The sequence below is a fragment of the Micromonospora sp. SD19 genome, assembly GCF_054462275.1.
On the sequence record NZ_JBTLMN010000002.1, the window covers coordinates 207,785 to 222,539 of the forward strand.

At 72.1% G+C, this 14,755-nt stretch carries 16 protein-coding genes; 9 read left to right on the forward strand and 7 right to left on the reverse strand.

Annotation, left to right across the window (positions count from 1 at the left end; translation table 11 throughout):
- Positions 1–32 precede the first annotated feature (32 nt).
- From ACX27O_RS08120 to ACX27O_RS08140, 5 genes are read right to left on the reverse strand one after another with little or no spacing between them, the layout of a single operon-like run.
- Positions 33–662 (reverse strand): hypothetical protein, encoded by a 630-nt coding sequence (locus ACX27O_RS08120; RefSeq protein ID WP_030335430.1) that lies wholly within the window; start codon positions 660–662, stop codon positions 33–35.
- Positions 659–2,065, reverse strand: coding sequence for a selenium-binding family protein (locus ACX27O_RS08125; protein ID WP_210866204.1), 1,407 nt, complete (start codon positions 2,063–2,065; stop codon positions 659–661). Before ACX27O_RS08125 ends, ACX27O_RS08120 begins: the two co-directional genes overlap by 4 nt.
- 14 nt (positions 2,066–2,079) lie before the next feature.
- Positions 2,080–2,811 carry an ABC transporter ATP-binding protein gene (locus ACX27O_RS08130; protein ID WP_030335434.1) on the reverse strand — a complete coding sequence of 244 codons (732 nt, stop codon included), beginning with the start codon at positions 2,809–2,811 and terminating at the stop codon, positions 2,080–2,082.
- Positions 2,784–3,617: an ABC transporter permease gene (locus tag ACX27O_RS08135; protein WP_458939172.1), complete on the reverse strand. Its 834-nt coding sequence runs from the start codon at positions 3,615–3,617 to the stop codon at positions 2,784–2,786. The genes ACX27O_RS08130 and ACX27O_RS08135 overlap by 28 nt, the downstream gene beginning before the upstream one ends.
- Complete coding sequence (locus ACX27O_RS08140; RefSeq protein ID WP_458939173.1) at positions 3,614–4,591, reverse strand: aliphatic sulfonate ABC transporter substrate-binding protein; 978 nt, start codon at positions 4,589–4,591, stop codon at positions 3,614–3,616. The genes ACX27O_RS08135 and ACX27O_RS08140 overlap by 4 nt, the downstream gene beginning before the upstream one ends.
- Before the next feature lie 180 nt (positions 4,592–4,771).
- Here ACX27O_RS08140 and ACX27O_RS08145 point away from each other — a divergent pair, with 180 nt between their 5' ends.
- Positions 4,772–5,947, forward strand: coding sequence for an LLM class flavin-dependent oxidoreductase (locus ACX27O_RS08145; RefSeq protein ID WP_458939174.1), 1,176 nt, complete (start codon positions 4,772–4,774; stop codon positions 5,945–5,947).
- Between the two features lie 26 nt (positions 5,948–5,973).
- Here ACX27O_RS08145 and ACX27O_RS08150 read toward each other — a convergent pair whose 3' ends face one another.
- The gene (locus tag ACX27O_RS08150; RefSeq protein WP_030335442.1) at positions 5,974–6,378 is read right to left on the reverse strand and encodes a hypothetical protein; all 405 of its coding nucleotides are present in this window, start codon (positions 6,376–6,378) and stop codon (positions 5,974–5,976) included.
- A 305-nt stretch (positions 6,379–6,683) separates the two neighbouring features.
- Between ACX27O_RS08150 and ACX27O_RS08155 the strand changes: the two genes are divergently transcribed.
- From ACX27O_RS08155 to ACX27O_RS08180, 6 genes are read left to right on the forward strand one after another with little or no spacing between them, the layout of a single operon-like run.
- Positions 6,684–6,986 carry an urease subunit gamma gene (locus ACX27O_RS08155; RefSeq protein WP_030335444.1) on the forward strand — a complete coding sequence of 101 codons (303 nt, stop codon included), beginning with the start codon at positions 6,684–6,686 and terminating at the stop codon, positions 6,984–6,986.
- Entirely contained in the window at positions 6,983–7,318 is a 336-nt protein-coding gene (locus ACX27O_RS08160) for an urease subunit beta (RefSeq protein ID WP_458939175.1), read from the forward strand. Before ACX27O_RS08155 ends, ACX27O_RS08160 begins: the two co-directional genes overlap by 4 nt.
- Complete coding sequence (locus ACX27O_RS08165) at positions 7,315–9,018, forward strand: urease subunit alpha (RefSeq protein ID WP_358137066.1); 1,704 nt, start codon at positions 7,315–7,317, stop codon at positions 9,016–9,018. The genes ACX27O_RS08160 and ACX27O_RS08165 overlap by 4 nt, the downstream gene beginning before the upstream one ends.
- Positions 9,018–9,752 (forward strand): urease accessory protein UreF, encoded by a 735-nt coding sequence (locus ACX27O_RS08170; protein ID WP_030335450.1) that lies wholly within the window; start codon positions 9,018–9,020, stop codon positions 9,750–9,752. The genes ACX27O_RS08165 and ACX27O_RS08170 overlap by 1 nt, the downstream gene beginning before the upstream one ends.
- Positions 9,742–10,524, forward strand: a complete 783-nt coding sequence (gene ureG / locus ACX27O_RS08175) for an urease accessory protein UreG (RefSeq protein WP_245233715.1) — start codon at positions 9,742–9,744, stop codon at positions 10,522–10,524. The genes ACX27O_RS08170 and ureG overlap by 11 nt, the downstream gene beginning before the upstream one ends.
- Positions 10,524–11,240 carry an urease accessory protein UreD gene (locus ACX27O_RS08180; protein WP_036412142.1) on the forward strand — a complete coding sequence of 239 codons (717 nt, stop codon included), beginning with the start codon at positions 10,524–10,526 and terminating at the stop codon, positions 11,238–11,240. The genes ureG and ACX27O_RS08180 overlap by 1 nt, the downstream gene beginning before the upstream one ends.
- Before the next feature lie 181 nt (positions 11,241–11,421).
- On the opposite strand, the gene ACX27O_RS08185 is transcribed toward ACX27O_RS08180, so the two are convergent.
- Positions 11,422–11,886 carry a MarR family winged helix-turn-helix transcriptional regulator gene (locus ACX27O_RS08185; RefSeq protein ID WP_030335457.1) on the reverse strand — a complete coding sequence of 155 codons (465 nt, stop codon included), beginning with the start codon at positions 11,884–11,886 and terminating at the stop codon, positions 11,422–11,424.
- A gap of 96 nt (positions 11,887–11,982) precedes the next feature.
- Between ACX27O_RS08185 and ACX27O_RS08190 the strand changes: the two genes are divergently transcribed.
- Entirely contained in the window at positions 11,983–13,065 is a 1,083-nt protein-coding gene (locus ACX27O_RS08190) for a substrate-binding domain-containing protein (RefSeq protein ID WP_458939176.1), read from the forward strand.
- Between the two features lie 421 nt (positions 13,066–13,486).
- Positions 13,487–14,731 carry an urea ABC transporter substrate-binding protein gene (gene urtA, locus ACX27O_RS08195; RefSeq protein ID WP_030335461.1) on the forward strand — a complete coding sequence of 415 codons (1,245 nt, stop codon included), beginning with the start codon at positions 13,487–13,489 and terminating at the stop codon, positions 14,729–14,731.
- The last annotated feature ends 24 nt before the right edge of the window (positions 14,732–14,755 follow it).

Below are 14,755 nucleotides of genomic sequence, written 5' to 3' on the forward strand. Positions count from 1 at the left end.
GATCACAGATCGGCGCTTTCCACGATGGACGGTCACGCCCGTAGCAACGTCACCAACCCCGCGGCCACCAGCACCCCGGCCCAGAGCCGGTCCACGTTGAACCAGGCCCGACGCAGCACACCCACCCCGAACACCTGGTAGACCAGCACCGCCACGGCCAGGGCGACGCCGAGCATCGCCACGGTGTGCACCCCGGCCGCCGCGAGGCCGGACAGCGCACCGACCGGCGCGGCGGCCAGGTGCCCGGAGTGACCCCCGGGCACCGGCTCGGCCACCAGCACCGGCACCAGCATCAGGCCCGCGCCGTGCGCCGACGACATCAGGAACGACCAACCTGCGAGCTGCCCCGCCGACAACCGCATCCCCGCCCAGCGGAAGTGCCGCTCGGAGAGCAGTCGCCACAGCCCGAACGCGACCAGCAGCACGCCGCCGAGCACCGCGAGGGCGCTGCTCGCCGTCACCGACCGGGTCGCGGCGACCAGCGCGGCGACGATCGCCACCGAGGCGAGATGCCCCGCCGCGATCGGCGGCAGGGCCCGCAGCAACGCCATCCGGCTGCGCTCCTGAAGGCCCCGGGCCACCGCGAACAGCCACCCCATCGCCGGGTTCAGACCATGGAACGCGCCGAGCGCGGCGAGCGTCGCCAGGGCGGTGAGGGTCACGGAAAGCAGTACGAGTCGGAGGAGGCGTCCCCGCCCTGCAACCGGGTCTGGTGCACCCGCAGGCCCCGGAACTCGTCCCCGTGCGGGAAGAACCGCTCATCAGGGGTGAGCCCACCGGCGTCCACGTCGACGTCGAGCTTGGCCAACCAGGCGCCCACCCCGTCGGGGTAGAACTGGTCGTCCCACGCGCCGTAGAGCGAGTTGCTGACGTACACCCGCCGACCGTCCCGGCTGACCTCGACCATCTGCGGGCCACCGGCCAACGGCTCGTCCGGCGCGGACGGGTGCGCGCTGCGGCGGACGATCCCGCCGAGGTGCACCGAGCCCGTCTGTACCGGGTGCAGCGGGTCGCTGACGTCGTACTGGCGCAGCTCGCCGGTGCCCCAGCAGGAGACGTAGAGGAACCGGTCGTCCACCGACAGGTCGATGTCGGTCACCAGCGGCGGCACCGCGCCGAACGGCTTGAGCAGGTCGGGCAGGTCCGCCGGGTCGGCCGGCTCGGCCGGGATGTCGATCACCTTGGTGACCGCCCAGCCGTCCCCGTCGCGGTGCCACAACCAGATCGAGGCGGACAGGTCCTCGACGCTGATCACCACACCGACGAACCCGTACGACTTCGTCGGGTCGTGCGCCGGCCGCAGCTCCAGCGGCATCTGATACGCATCGCCCAGGTCGACCCGCTGCACGTGCCGGCGTTTCGCCAGATCCCAGAAGTGGATGGCGTGCCCGTAGCGTCGGCCCAGCAGCAACTCACCGATGATGCCGTCCTCGATCATCGACGGAGTGCCCCACTCGCTGGTGACCAGCACGTCCTGGGTCAGGTGCCACCACACGTCGTACGCCAGGAACTGCGGACCCCGGTCGGCCTCCCACGCCCCGCGTACCTCGAACGTGGTGTGATCCAGGATGGCGATGCCACCGGGACCCTCCTCGCCGTCCGCGCCACCGAGAGCCGAGAGGTAGATGCCGTCCGGCCCACAGTGCACTGTGTGCGGCCGCGAGTAGCCAGCCCGCTTCGCCAACTCCTCGGCCCCGATCACCTTGACGATCTGCGGCTGGCGTGGATCAGGCTGGGTGTCGAGCACGTGGATGCGCGACGACCGCAGGCCGGGCACGATCAGGTAGCGCCGCTCGACGTGCGGGTGCGGGGCGGTCGGGCAGAGCGCGCTGCTGCACGCGTTCCAGCCGAAGTGGTGCAGCTCGTCACCGACGTACGGCAGGTCGGTCCAGCCAACGACCCGGCCGTATTCGGGGGAGTCGGGGTCGGTGTCCAGCACCACTATGGCGTCCGGACGGCTGGCCGCCCGGTCGAAGGCCGCCACGTAGGCGAGTTTCTCCGTCGGTGCGGTCACCGCCTCGCGCGGCGAGGGGTAGAACGTGGGATCGGGAGTCCAGCGGGTCATCACAGCTCCGCTCATCAGGTGGTGGGGACGCCAAGTCGGTCGAGCAGGTGGCGGCGCAGCGCGCCGAAGGCCGGGTCGTCCGGGGTACGGGTTGCACCGAGGTCGACGGGCAGGTCCGCGGCGATGCGACCCTCGTCGAGGAGCAGGATCCGGTCGGCGAGCAGCAACGCCTCCTCCACGTCGTGGGTGACCAGCAGGGCGGCGAAACCGTGCTCGGCGCGCAGCCGGCGCAGCAGGATCTGCATCCGCAGCCGGGTCAGCGCGTCCAGCGCGCCGAACGGCTCGTCGAGCAGCAGCAGGTCCGGTTCGCGGACCAGGGCCCGCGCCACGGCCACCCGCTGCGCCTGCCCGCCGGACAACTCGGCCGGCCAGGCGCGGTGCCGCTCGGCGAGACCGACCTCGGCCAGCGCCCGCCGGACACGCCCTGGAGCGTCCACACCGGACAGCCCGAGCCGCACGTTGTCCGCCACCCGTTTCCACGGCAGCAACCGGTGTTCCTGGAAGACCACGGCGGCGGTGCCGTGCACGACGATCGTCCCGCTGGCGTCGCCGTCCAACCCGGCGAGAATCCGCAGGAGTGTGCTCTTGCCGGAACCGCTGCCGCCGAGCAGGGCGACGACCTCACCGCGGGCGATGCTCAGGTCGACCCCGGTCAGCACGACGGTCGGGCCGAACGCCCGGCGCACCGCGTGGGCGGTCAGCACCGGCTCGGCGCCGTTCAGGTGGCCCGCAGTCCGCGACGCCATGTCAACATCCTCCTCTCCAGGACCCGCAACGCACTGTCGGATATCAGCCCGAGCAGGGCGTAGACGAGCAGGCCGAGCACCACCACGTCGGTCTGGCTGAACTCCCGCGCCTCCATCATCAGAAAGCCGATCCCGGTCTGGGCGTTGACCTGCTCGCCGACGACCAGGCTGAGCCAGGCCGCCCCGATCGCCAGCCGCAGGCCGAGGAAGAGCGACGGCAGCGCGCCGGGCAGCACCACGTGGCGCAGGCGGGCGGCCTGGCCCAGCCCGCAGGTGCGGGCGACCTCGACCAGTCGTTCGTCGATGTCGCGGATGCCGGCGTAGGTGTTGAAGTAGATGGGGAAGAACGCGCCCAGCGCCACCAGGCTGATCTTCAGCGACTCGCCGATGCCGACCCAGATGATCAGCAACGGCACCAGCCCGAGGTGTGGCAACATCCGGGCCATCTGCACCGGCGGATCGACCAGGTCGTCGCCGAGTCGCAGTAGCCCGGCCACGGTGCCCAGGACCAGCGCCAGCAGGCCGCCGATCAGTAGGCCCGCCCCGGCGCGGGTGAGGGAGTCCAGCAGGTGGATGCCGAGTGTTCCGTCCCGGCTCAGCCGCCACCCGGTGGCCAGGACGTCGCTGGGCGCGGGCAGCTTCTCGGCCGCCAGCAGCCCGGTCCGTGCGGCCAACTCCCAGCACAGGACCAGCACCGCCGGGCTCACCGCCCGCCGCCAGCGCCGGGCCGGCCGCTGACGACGGGGTACGACCGGCGCCGTCGCCGCGATCTCGTCGGGCGCCTCGACCAGCGTCGCCCGGCTCACTGGAACACCGCGCTGAACCGGTCGTCGACCCGCGATCGCAGGTCGACCGGCCCTGGGATGAGGTCCAGGGCGATGAAGCTGTCGGTGATCGCCTGGAGTTCGTCGCCGATGGCCGGGGTGACCGGGGCGAGTGGCTTGGCGCTGCGGTCGAGAGCGCGGCTGGTGACGTCCTCCGGGATCTTCAGCTCCGGCGCCAGCGTGCGGGCCCGCTCCTGCGGGTTCGCGATGCCCCAGTCGGTCACCTCGCGGTAGCGCTGCAGGAACGCCCGGATGTCGTCCGAGCGCTTGTCGAGCGCCTGGGGCGCGGCCAGGACGTACTCGCGGTTGCTGGCCAGGCCTGTCGCGTCGGCGAGCACCCGGACGCCCGGCTGCTCGGCCAGCGCGAAGTACGGGTCCCAGATGACCCAGGCGTCGACCTGTCCGCTGTCGAACGCGGGTCGTCCCTCGGCCGGCTTGAGGTACTTGACCTTGATGTCCTTCAACGTCATCTTGTTGGCCTCCAGCAGCCGGACCAGCAGCCAGTGCACGTTGGAGCCCTTGTTGAGGGCGATCGTCCGGCCCTTGAGGTCGGCGAAGCTGCGGTAGCCGCTGTCGGCCTTGACCAGCACCGCCTCGCCCTGCGGGATCGGAGCCGAGGTGCCGATGATGGAGAACGGGATCTTGCCGGCGGCGGCGAAGACGGGTGGGGCCTCGCCGACCTGTCCGATGTCGATCGACCCGGCCTTGAGCGCCTCGGTGAGGGCCGGCCCGCTCTCGAACAGCGACCACTCGACGCCCGGGGTCTCGCCGCGCGCCTTGACCAGGCTCAGCCCTCCGAAGCGCTGGTAGCCGATTCGCAGCTTGCCCGCCTCGTCTCCGGCGTCGGCCGACCCGCCGCAGGCGCTCACGGCGGCCGTGGCGAGCAGGACCAGCGCGGTGAACGCGGCTGTCAGCAGGCGGTGACGCGGGGGATGAGGCGTCGAGGGGGTGCGCATGGCGGCTCCTTGGGTCGGGCAGGTGCGCCGGGCCGCATCGACCGGCGTGGGGGATCGTGGGCGGTAGCCTACTAACCCGATAGGTTTTATGGGTAGGCTGTCGGCGGGATCGTCCCACCCCTCAGGAGGTGCTCGCGTCACCGCGTGCGCCGACCGCCCCCGCTCACGGAAAGAGCCGCGATGACCCTCACCTTCCACTGGTTCCTGCCCACCAACGGCGACAGCCGCGACATCGTCGGCGGCGGGCACGGCGTACCGACCGGTGCCGCCGGAGGCGCCCGCCCGGCCAGCGTGGCGTACCTCGGACAGATCGCCCGCAGCGCCGAGCAACTCGGCTTCGTCGGCGCGCTCACCCCCACCGGCGCATGGTGCGAGGACGCCTGGCTGTCCACGGCGATGCTCACCGAGGTCACCGAACGCCTCAGGTTCCTGGTGGCCTTCCGGCCCGGCCTGACCTCACCCACCCTCGCCGCCCAGATGGCCTCCACGTTCCAGCGGCTGTCCCGGGGCCGCCTGCTGCTCAACGTGGTCACCGGCGGCGAGTCATCGGAGCAGCGGGCCTACGGCGACTTCCTGGACAAGGACGCCCGGTACGCGCGGGCCGACGAGTTCCTGCACGTCGTCCGCGCGCTGTGGCGGGGGGAGACGGTGGACCACGCGGGCAGCCACCTGCGCGTCGAGCAGGCGCGGCTGCACCGGTTGCCCGACCCGGCCCCGCCGGTCTACTTCGGCGGCTCGTCGGCCGCAGCCCTGCCCGTGGCGGTACGGCACAGCGACGTCTACCTCACCTGGGGCGAGCCGCCGGCCCAGGTCGCCGAGAAGCTGCACCGGGTCCGGTCGCTGGCCGCCGACGTCGGGCGGGAACTGCGCTTCGGCATCCGGCTGCACGTCATCGCCCGCGACACCGCCGACGAGGCGTGGGCGCAGGCCCGTCGCCTGCTCGACGGCATCGCCGAGGCCGACATCCGGGCGGTCCAGGACGGGCTGCGCCGCAGCGAGTCCGAGGGGCAGCGCCGGATGCTCGACCTGCACGGTGGCTCCCGCGACGGGCTGGAGGTCGCCCCCAATCTGTGGGCGGGGGTCGGGCTGGTCCGTGGCGGGGCCGGTACCGCGCTGGTGGGCAGCCATGCCGAAGTCGCTGATCGGATCGCGGAGTACCACGCGCTCGGCATCGACGAGTTCATCCTCTCCGGCTATCCGCACCTGGAGGAGGCGTACTGGTTCGGCGAGGGGGTGCTGCCGATCCTGCGCGACCGCGGGCTGTGGCGGCACCCCGACGGCGCGCGGAGCGCGGCGAGCCACGTCGACATCCCGTTCGCCGGCTCGCCCGCGCCGGAACCCGTCGGGGCTCGCTGACCCGGCCGACGGCACCGCCGCCGCGGCTAGGCGGGTCGGCGGGCCATCCGTCGGCCGATCCGCCGCCCGGCGAGGCTCACCAGCGTGCTGCCGACCGCCATCCCGACCAGCACCAGAATTCCGCCTACCACCCACAGCCCGCTGTCGTCGGTCCCGGCGGCCCGCCACGACCAGACCGCTGTGAACGCCACGGTCATCACCGGCGCCACCAGCCACGGGCTGAGCCGCGTCCCGGCGAGCCCGGCCAGCAGGACGAGCGTCAACACACAGCCGATCACCTGCCACGGCTCGTACGGGCCGCTGCTCGCGCCGGTCTGCGCGTCGACCGTGTACCGGGTGTCCCAGCCCAGCCACAGGACCCACGCCCCGATCGTGGCCGCCGCCAGGAACAGAACACCGAGCAGTGCCCGCGTACCCCTCGTCGCCGTCATCCGGCGATCATGCCCTGCCGACCGCTTCACGGGAATACGCGTCGGCGTCCGGTGTGATCCGGTGGGCTGTTGCCTCGGTCGGTGGCGATCCTCTACGGTCGGCTCAGCGGTGGGCGGTGCGGTCCGCATCCGACCCGACACCGCCGGTTGCCCGTCGTGCGGGCCGGGATGGTGGAGTCCCGGGTCGCCCCGGCGGCGGTGCCCCGGCGGTCGTGTGACTCCCAGCTCGTCCCCGGGTCCGCCCGGGGTGGCTCCGCGCGGAGCCGACGGCGAGCCGGGGCACGCCGACCCACCGGGAGAGCCCCGTGTTCCTCAGCCCGCACGAGCAGGACCGCCTGCTCGTCCACGTCGCGGCCGATGTCGCCCGCGCCCGCCGCGAACGCGGCCTGCGCCTCAACTATCCCGAAGCCGTCGCGGTGATCACCGCGTTCCTCCTCGAAGGGGCCCGCGACGGGCGGTCGGTGGTCGACCTGATGTCGGCCGGCCGGGCGGTGCTCGGCCGCGACGACGTCCAGGACGGCATCCCCGAGTTGCTGAGGGAGGTGCAGGTGGAAGCGACGTTCCCGGACGGCACCAAGTTGGTGACGGTGCACCACCCGATCCCGTGATCCCCGGGGAGATCCTGCCGGCGGTCGACCCGGTCGAGATCAACGTGGGTCGCCCGTTGACCACGCTGCTCGTGGTCAACACCGCCGACCGCCCGGTGCAGGTCGGTTCGCACTACCACTTCGCCGAGGCCAACCCGGCGCTGTCGTTTGACAGGGGCGCGGCGTGGGGGCAGCGCCTCGCCGTGCCGGCCGGCACCTCGGTCCGGTTCGAACCGGGCATCAGCCGCAGCGTCGACCTCGTCCCGCTGGGAGGCGCGCGCGTCGTGCCCGGCCTGCGGGGCGAGTGCGCCGGACCGCTCGACACCCCGACGGCCGACGGGTCGCCGCGGTGAGCGCCGTGCGGCGGGAGCGTTACATCGACCTGTACGGGCCGACGACCGGTGACCGGATCCGGCTGGCCGACACGAACCTGCTGATCGAGGTGGAGACCGACCACTGCGCGGGCGGCGACGAGGCGGTGTTCGGCGGCGGGAAGGTGATCCGCGAGTCGATGGGGCAGTCCCGGGCCACCCGCGCCGAGGGGGCCCTGGACACCGTCATCACCGGCGCTGTGGTGCTCGACCACTGGGGCGTGGTCAAGGCCGACGTGGGGCTGCGCGACGGGCGCATCGTGGCGCTCGGTCGGGCCGGCAACCCGGACACCATGCCCGGCGTGCACCCCGACCTGGTCATCGGCCCGTCGACAGAGGTGATCGCGGGCAACGGGCGGATCCTCACCGCCGGCGCTGTCGACACCCACGTGCACTTCATCTGCCCGCAGATCGTCACCGAGGCGCTGGCCAGCGGCGTCACCACGCTGGTCGGCGGCGGCACCGGGCCGGCCGAGGGGACCCGCGCGACAACTGTCACCCCGAACGCCTGGCACCTGGCCCGGATGCACGAGGCGCTGGACACGATGCCGGTCAACGTGCTGCTGCTCGGCAAGGGCAACACCGTCTCCGACGACGCGCTGTGGGAACAGTTGCGGGCCGGTGCGGGTGGTTTCAAGCTGCACGAGGACTGGGGCACCACACCGGCGGCGATCGACGCGTGCCTGCGGGTGGCGGACGCGTCCGGGGTGCAGGTGTCGATCCACACCGACACGCTCAACGAGGCCGGGTTCGTCGCCGACACCCTGCGGGCGATCGGTGGACGGGCGATCCACTCGTACCACACCGAGGGCGCCGGTGGCGGGCACGCGCCGGACATCATCACCGTGGCCAGCGAGCCGAACGTGTTGCCGTCGTCGACCAACCCGACCCGGCCGTACACCGCGAACACCCTGGCCGAGCACCTGGACATGTTGATGGTCTGCCACCATCTCAACCCGTCCGTGCCGGAGGACCTGGCCTTCGCCGAGAGCCGGATCCGACCATCCACGATGGCCGCCGAGGACCTGCTGCACGACCTCGGCGCGATCTCGATCATCGGTTCCGACGCGCAGGCGATGGGCCGGGTCGGCGAGGTGATCACGCGGACCTGGCAGAGCGCCCACGTGATGAAGGACCGGGTCGGCGCGCTGCTGGGTGACGGGGCCGCCGACAATCACCGGGCCCGACGGTACGTGGCGAAGTACACGATCTGCGCGGCGATGGCCAACGGGCTGGAACGGGAGATCGGCTCGGTCGAGCCGGGCAAGCTCGCCGACCTGGTGCTCTGGGACCCGGCGTTCTTCGGCGTCCGACCGCACCTGGTGCTCAAGGGCGGCATGATCGCGTACGCCCAGATGGGTGACGCGAACGCCTCGATCCCGACACCCCAGCCGATGCTGCCCCGGCCGATGTTCGGGGCGTACGGCGCGGCGGCGGCCGCTACCAGCCTGGCCTTCGTGGCTCCGGCGGCAGTGGACGCCGGGCTCCGCCTGGACGTACGCCGCCGGGTGGTGCCGGTGAGCGACGTGCGGTCGCGGGGCAAGGCCGACCTGCCGGAGAACAACGCGATGCCGCGCATCGAGGTGGACCCGGACACCTTCACCGTGCGGATCGACGGGCAGGTGGTGGAGCCGGACCCGGTGACCCGGCTGCCGATGGCCCAGCGGTACTTCCTGTTCTGATGGCGACGCCGAGCCTGCTGTTGCTGTTGGCCGACGGGCGGTTCCCGGCGGGGGCGCACGCGCACTCCGGTGGTCTGGAGGCGGCCGTCGCCGCCGGCCGGGTCACCGACCTGGTCACGTTGGAGGCGTTCCTGGCCGGTCGGTTGGCCACCGCCGGTCTGGTCGGCGCCGCGTTCGCGGCGGCCGCGCACCGGACGGCGGTGCCCGAGACCGTCGGCTCGGCGCACCCAACCCGCTCGGGTGTCCTGACTGGACCCGCCGTCAGGTCGCAGGCGCTGGCCCGGCTCGACGCGGAGCTGGACGCGCGTACCGCAGCACCGGCGCTGCGGGCGGTCTCGCGCCGACAGGGCCGGGCTCTGCTGCGGGCCGGCCGGGCCATCTGGCCGGACGCCCCGTTCGCGGATCTGCCCGCGACGCCCGGTGGCGCACACCAACCGCTGGTGCTGGGTCTGCTCTGCGCCGCGGCCGGGCTGTCCCGCGTCGAGACCGCCACGATCGCCGCGTACGGGACGGTCACCGGGGCGGCCAGTGCCGGCGTACGTCTGCTCGGCCTCGACCCGTACCGGGTCCAGGCCCTGCTGGTCGGTCTGGCCGACGCCTGCGACGGCACCGCTGCCGACGCGGCACGGGCCGCCGACGGCCCACCGGAGCGGCTGCCGGCCGCCGCCGCTCCACTCGCCGACATCCATGCCGAAATCCATGCCACCTGGGAGGTGCGTCTCTTTGCGTCCTGACACCGTTGTGCCGAACGCTGTGCCCGCCGTCGACCCGACCACGCCGCCGGCCGCCCCACCCCACGACGAGACCGTTCCGCACACCCACCCGGAGCCGGGGGTGGACCCCCACCCGCCGTTGGCGCGCGCCGGCCGTGCCCTGCGGGTCGGCATCGGCGGCCCGGTCGGTTCCGGCAAGACGGCCCTGGTGGCCGCCCTCTGCCGGGCCTTCGCCGACGAGTTGCGGCTCGGCGTGGTGACAAACGACATCTACACGACCGAGGACGCCGATTTCCTCCGGCGGGCCGGGGTGCTGGACCCCGCCCGGATCCGGGCGGTGGAGACCGGCTGCTGCCCGCACACGGCGATCCGCGACGACATCGGCGCCAACCTGGACGCCGTCGACGAACTGGCCGAGACGGTCGGCCCGTTGGACCTGGTCCTCGTGGAGAGCGGTGGGGACAACCTGACCGCGACCTTCAGTCGAGGGCTCGTCGACCGGCAGATCTTCGTGGTCGACGTGGCGGGCGGGGACAAGGTGCCCCGCAAGGGTGGGCCGGGGGTCACCGCCGCCGACCTCCTCGTGATCAACAAGACCGACCTGGCACCGCTGGTGGGTGCCGACCTCGCGGTCATGGACCGTGACGCGCGGGCCCGGCGCGGCGACCTCCCGACCCTCTTCCTGTCCATCGTGGGAGATCCCACGGCGTCAGCGGTCGCGGAGTGGATCCGGCACGAGCTGGCCCACCACGCCGACCTGCACCCGCTCACCGCGCCGGTCGGCCCGGCCTGATGCGAGCACTCGCCCGGCTCGTCGCCCGGGCCGACGATCGGGGCGGCACAGCAGTGGTCGAGCTGCGCGGCGAAACGCCGTTGCTGCTGCGCCAGACCCCGACCGACGGTGGTGTCGCCACTGTGCACCTCGTCGGCGGGGCGGCCGGACCGCTCGCGGGCGACGATCTGCGCCTGGAGATCGAGGTGGGCCCGGGAGCGGCGGTCCGGGTGCACAGCGTCGCCGCGTCCATCGCCCTGCCGGGCCGCTCGGGTGCCGTGTCCCGGATGGCGGTGCGGGCGGTGGTACACGCCGGTGCCACGCTGCACTGGCTTCCGGAACAGCTGGTCGCGGCGGCCGGCTGCGCGCATCTCGCCGAGTCCCGAGTCGAGCTGGCAGCCGGTGCGAGCCTGCGCTGGCGCGACGAGCTGATCTGCGGCCGGTACGGCGAGACGCCCGGCGGCGCCGTGGTGCACACCCACGTGGACTACGCGGGTCGACCACTGCTGCGCCAGTCCCTCGCGGTGGGACCGCACGCGCCGGGCTGGGCCGGCCCGGCGGTGCTCGGCGGCGCCCCGGCCACCGGGTCGCTGCTGGTGGTCGACCCGTCGCGACCCGTCGACCCGCCGACGGTCGAGAGCGGTGTCGCCCGGCTGCCGTTGGCCGGCGGACCGGCGACGCTCTGGACCGCCACCGCCCCCGACGCGCACACCCTGCGCGCCCAGCTCACTGGCTAGGAAGCCCTGTCGGTCCTCCTGGCGCCCCGGCCGTTTCGGAAGCGGACACTGCGGAGAGCGTGATGTCTGTGAGTCATCGTGATGACTCACAGACATCACGCTCGCGGCGGGGTGGCGTTCGCGTCGGGAGCAGGGCGAGACGGGCGGCTCGCCCAGGGTTGGTCGGTGCGCCGGCCAGAGGTCAGCGGTGGCGGCCGGACGCGTGAACGTGCTCCCGCTGTGGAGCCGGGGCGAGACGGCCGATCAGGTCGTCGAGCTGGCTCGCCAGGTCGGCGGCGTGCGGCACTCCCAACTCGGCGAGGCTCGCGCGGACCCGCTCGTCCAGGCGGGCGTGCTCGCGGCGGCCTCGATCGCTCAGGTACGCCCGGATCCGACGGCGGTCGACCGGATCGATCCGGCGGAAGACGAGATTGCGGTCGACGAGCTGGTCGACCAGCTTGGTGAGGGTGCCCGGCGGCAGCGACGCCTCGGCGGACACCTCGCTCATCGGGTGACCCTGGCCGTCGGAGAGCAGGCAGAGCACCCGCCAGGCCTCGATGCTCAGCCCGTCGTCGGCCAGCACAGCGCCCAACCGGCGGGAGAGCAGCCGTTCGGCGCGGGTGAGCGAGCGCAGCAGGTCGGCTGGCGCCCCGGGCACGTCTGACATGAAACTCCCTGGTCCGGTGGCAGTGTCATGGTAGCGAGTCGTCCCGGCCAGTGGTGAGCGCTGGTCTTCCGTCGGGGGCCGGGCAATCATGTGCTCATGTCCGCGCCGGCACCGCCGTGGCTGACCGTCGACCGTGCCGTGGTCAGCATCGCGTTGGTCTACCCGATGCGCGGGCCGGCCGGCATGTTCGGCCCCACCTGCGAGCTCTGCGCGCAACTCGCGGTGGAGGAGATCAACCGGTGTGGTGGCGTGCTGGGCCGGGAGGTGCGGCTGGTGCCGGTCGACGGTGGCGCACCGCCGGCCGAGGTGGCTGCCGAGGTCGAGGCGTTGGTGTCGGTGGGGGCCGTGCAGGGGGTGACCGGGTGGCACATCTCCTCGATGCGCCAGGCGTTGGCGCCCCGCGTGGCGCACCGGGTGCCGTACGTCTACACCGCACTCTACGAGGGCGGTGAGCGTACCGAAGGGGTCTTCCTGACCAGCGAGACACCGGATGCCCAGCTGTGGCCCGCGATGCGGCTGCTCGCCGGGGAGCAGGGGGTGCGTCGCTGGTTCGTGGTGGGCAACGACTACGTGTGGCCGCGTCGTACCTCGCGGGCGGCCCAGCGGTACGCGCTGCGCGGCGGCGGGCAGGTGGTGGGCCGGCACTTCCTGCCGTTGGACGCGCACGACTTCACCGAGGTGTTGCGCCGCATCGAGCACAGTGACGCGGACGCGGTGTTGATGCTGCTGGTCGGTGCCGACGCGGTGCGGTTCAACCGCGCGTTCGCCCGATCCGGCCTGGATCAGCGCTGCCTGCGGCTGAGCACCCTGATGGACGAGAACATGCTGCTGGCCAGCGGTGCCGGCGCGACCCGGAGGTTGTACAGCACGGCCGGCTTCTTCGCCGGGCTGATGACCCCGGAGAACCTCGACTTCCACGGCGAGTTCGCCAGGCGTTTCGGGGTGGAGGCGCCACCGCTGGGCAGCCTGGGGGAGTCCTGTTACGAGGGTGTCATGCTGCTCGCCGCGCTGATCGGTCAGGCCCGCACCCTCGACGTGCGGGCCATCGAGACGGCCGCCGACACGGTCGCCTACCACGGGCCGCGTGGACGGCTGCGGCTGCGTCAGCGGCACGTGCGTCAGCGCATCTACCTGGCCGAGGCGGACGGGTTGGACTTCACAGTGCTCGCCCAACTCTGAACCGGGCGTCGGGAATCGGCCCACCAGGCCCTTGACAGCGCCACCCGATCCCGTCCTAAGATGCTTCCTGCGTGAAGTATCTGGCCGGGCGGTCAGCTGTCACCATTGTGCGCCCACCGTCGGCGGATTCTTCCGTCCACCATTGTGGTGGCACTTATCTCGCGTCTTTCCCAACGGCCGACACCGTTTCCTCCCCACGGTGTCGGCCGTTTTTCGTGCGCGCCTGACGGGCCCCTCGGAAACAGTCAATTAAGGACCGGGAAACACCCGCGCAATCATGCCGGTCGACGCTTTCCCTGCCCATATCCGATCCGGTGCCCCGCACGGCGTCCACCCGTCGACCTCGGCATCGCCCACGTCAGCTCCATCGGACCGCACCGACCGTCCTTAACGTCACCTGAGTGCACCGCAGGGAGAGTAGATGTCATTATTCCGGGGCCGCCGCATCCTGGCGGGTGCCATGACAGTGGTCGCCGCGGCCGCGATGACCGCGTGCGGCAGCAAGACCACCGACGAGGGCGGCGCCACCGGCGTCAGCGCCGACGTCTCCGGCGACACCGTCAAGGTGGGCCTGCTCAACTCGCTCTCCGGCACCATGGCGATCAGCGAGGTCACCGTTCGCGACGCCATCATGCTCGCCGTCGAGGAGATCAACGCGGCCGGCGGTGTCCTCGGCAAGAAGATCCAGCCGGTCGGTGAGGACGGCGCCTCCGACTGGCCCACCTTCGCCGAGAAGGCCGAGAAGCTCATCTCCGAGGACCGGGTGGCCGCCGTCTTCGGCTGTTGGACCTCGGCCAGCCGCAAGGCGGTCAAACCGGTCTTCGAGAAGAACAAGGCGTTGCTGTTCTACCCCGTGCAGTATGAGGGTCTGGAGCAGTCGCCCTACATCTTCTACACCGGAGCGACGACCAATCAGCAGATCGTTCCGGGGCTCGACTACCTCAAGGCGCAGGGCGCGAAGTCGGTCTATCTGGTCGGCAGCGACTACGTGTTTCCCCGTACCGCGAACAAAATCATCAAGGCGTACGCGACCGCGAACGGGATGGCCGTGCTGGGCGAGGATTACGCGCCGCTGGGCTCCACCGAGTTCGGCACCATCGTCAACAAGGTCAAATCGTCCGGCGCGGACGCGGTGTTCAACACGCTCAACGGTGACAGCAATGTGGCCTTCTTCAAGGAATACAAGTCCGCGGGGCTGACCGCCGCCGCCATGCCGGTGGTGTCGGTGTCGATCGCCGAGGAAGAGGTCAAGAGCATCGGCACCCAGTACCTGGAGGGCCAACTGACGGCCTGGAACTACTACCAGACCACCCCGGGCGCGGCGAACTCGAAGTTCGTGGCCGCGTACAAGGCGAAGTACGGCGCGGACAAACCGACCAGTGACCCGATGGAGGCCGCGTACGTCGGGGTCCACCTGTGGAAGGCGATGGTCGAGAAGGCCGGCGCCTTCGACGTGGAGAAGGTCCGCTCCGCCTCGGACGGCATCACCTTCGACGCGCCGGAGGGTCTGGTCACCGTCGACGGCAAGACGCAGCACATCGCCAAGACCGCCCGGATCGGCAAGATCGGCGCGGACGGTCTGATCACCGAGGTGTGGAACTCCGGCAAGCCGGTCGCGCCGGATCCGTACCTCAAGACCTACCCGTGGGCGAGCGGCCTGAGCTGACGACGCCGGCCCGGGCGGGCCGCG

Coding starts and splice junctions, on each gene's coding strand:
- ACX27O_RS08125 (WP_210866204.1), bottom strand. CDS start 2,065: ATGACCCGCTGGACTCCCGATCCCACGTTCTACCCCTCGCCGCGCGAG.
- ACX27O_RS08190 (WP_458939176.1), top strand. CDS start 11,983: ATGTCCGCGCCGGCACCGCCGTGGCTGACCGTCGACCGTGCCGTGGTC.
- ACX27O_RS08150 (WP_030335442.1), bottom strand. CDS start 6,378: ATGACGGCGACGAGGGGTACGCGGGCACTGCTCGGTGTTCTGTTCCTG.
- ACX27O_RS08170 (WP_030335450.1), top strand. CDS start 9,018: ATGGCGACGCCGAGCCTGCTGTTGCTGTTGGCCGACGGGCGGTTCCCG.
- ACX27O_RS08130 (WP_030335434.1), bottom strand. CDS start 2,811: ATGGCGTCGCGGACTGCGGGCCACCTGAACGGCGCCGAGCCGGTGCTG.
- ACX27O_RS08145 (WP_458939174.1), top strand. CDS start 4,772: ATGACCCTCACCTTCCACTGGTTCCTGCCCACCAACGGCGACAGCCGC.
- ACX27O_RS08180 (WP_036412142.1), top strand. CDS start 10,524: ATGCGAGCACTCGCCCGGCTCGTCGCCCGGGCCGACGATCGGGGCGGC.
- ACX27O_RS08185 (WP_030335457.1), bottom strand. CDS start 11,886: ATGTCAGACGTGCCCGGGGCGCCAGCCGACCTGCTGCGCTCGCTCACC.
- ACX27O_RS08140 (WP_458939173.1), bottom strand. CDS start 4,591: ATGCGCACCCCCTCGACGCCTCATCCCCCGCGTCACCGCCTGCTGACA.
- urtA (WP_030335461.1), top strand. CDS start 13,487: ATGTCATTATTCCGGGGCCGCCGCATCCTGGCGGGTGCCATGACAGTG.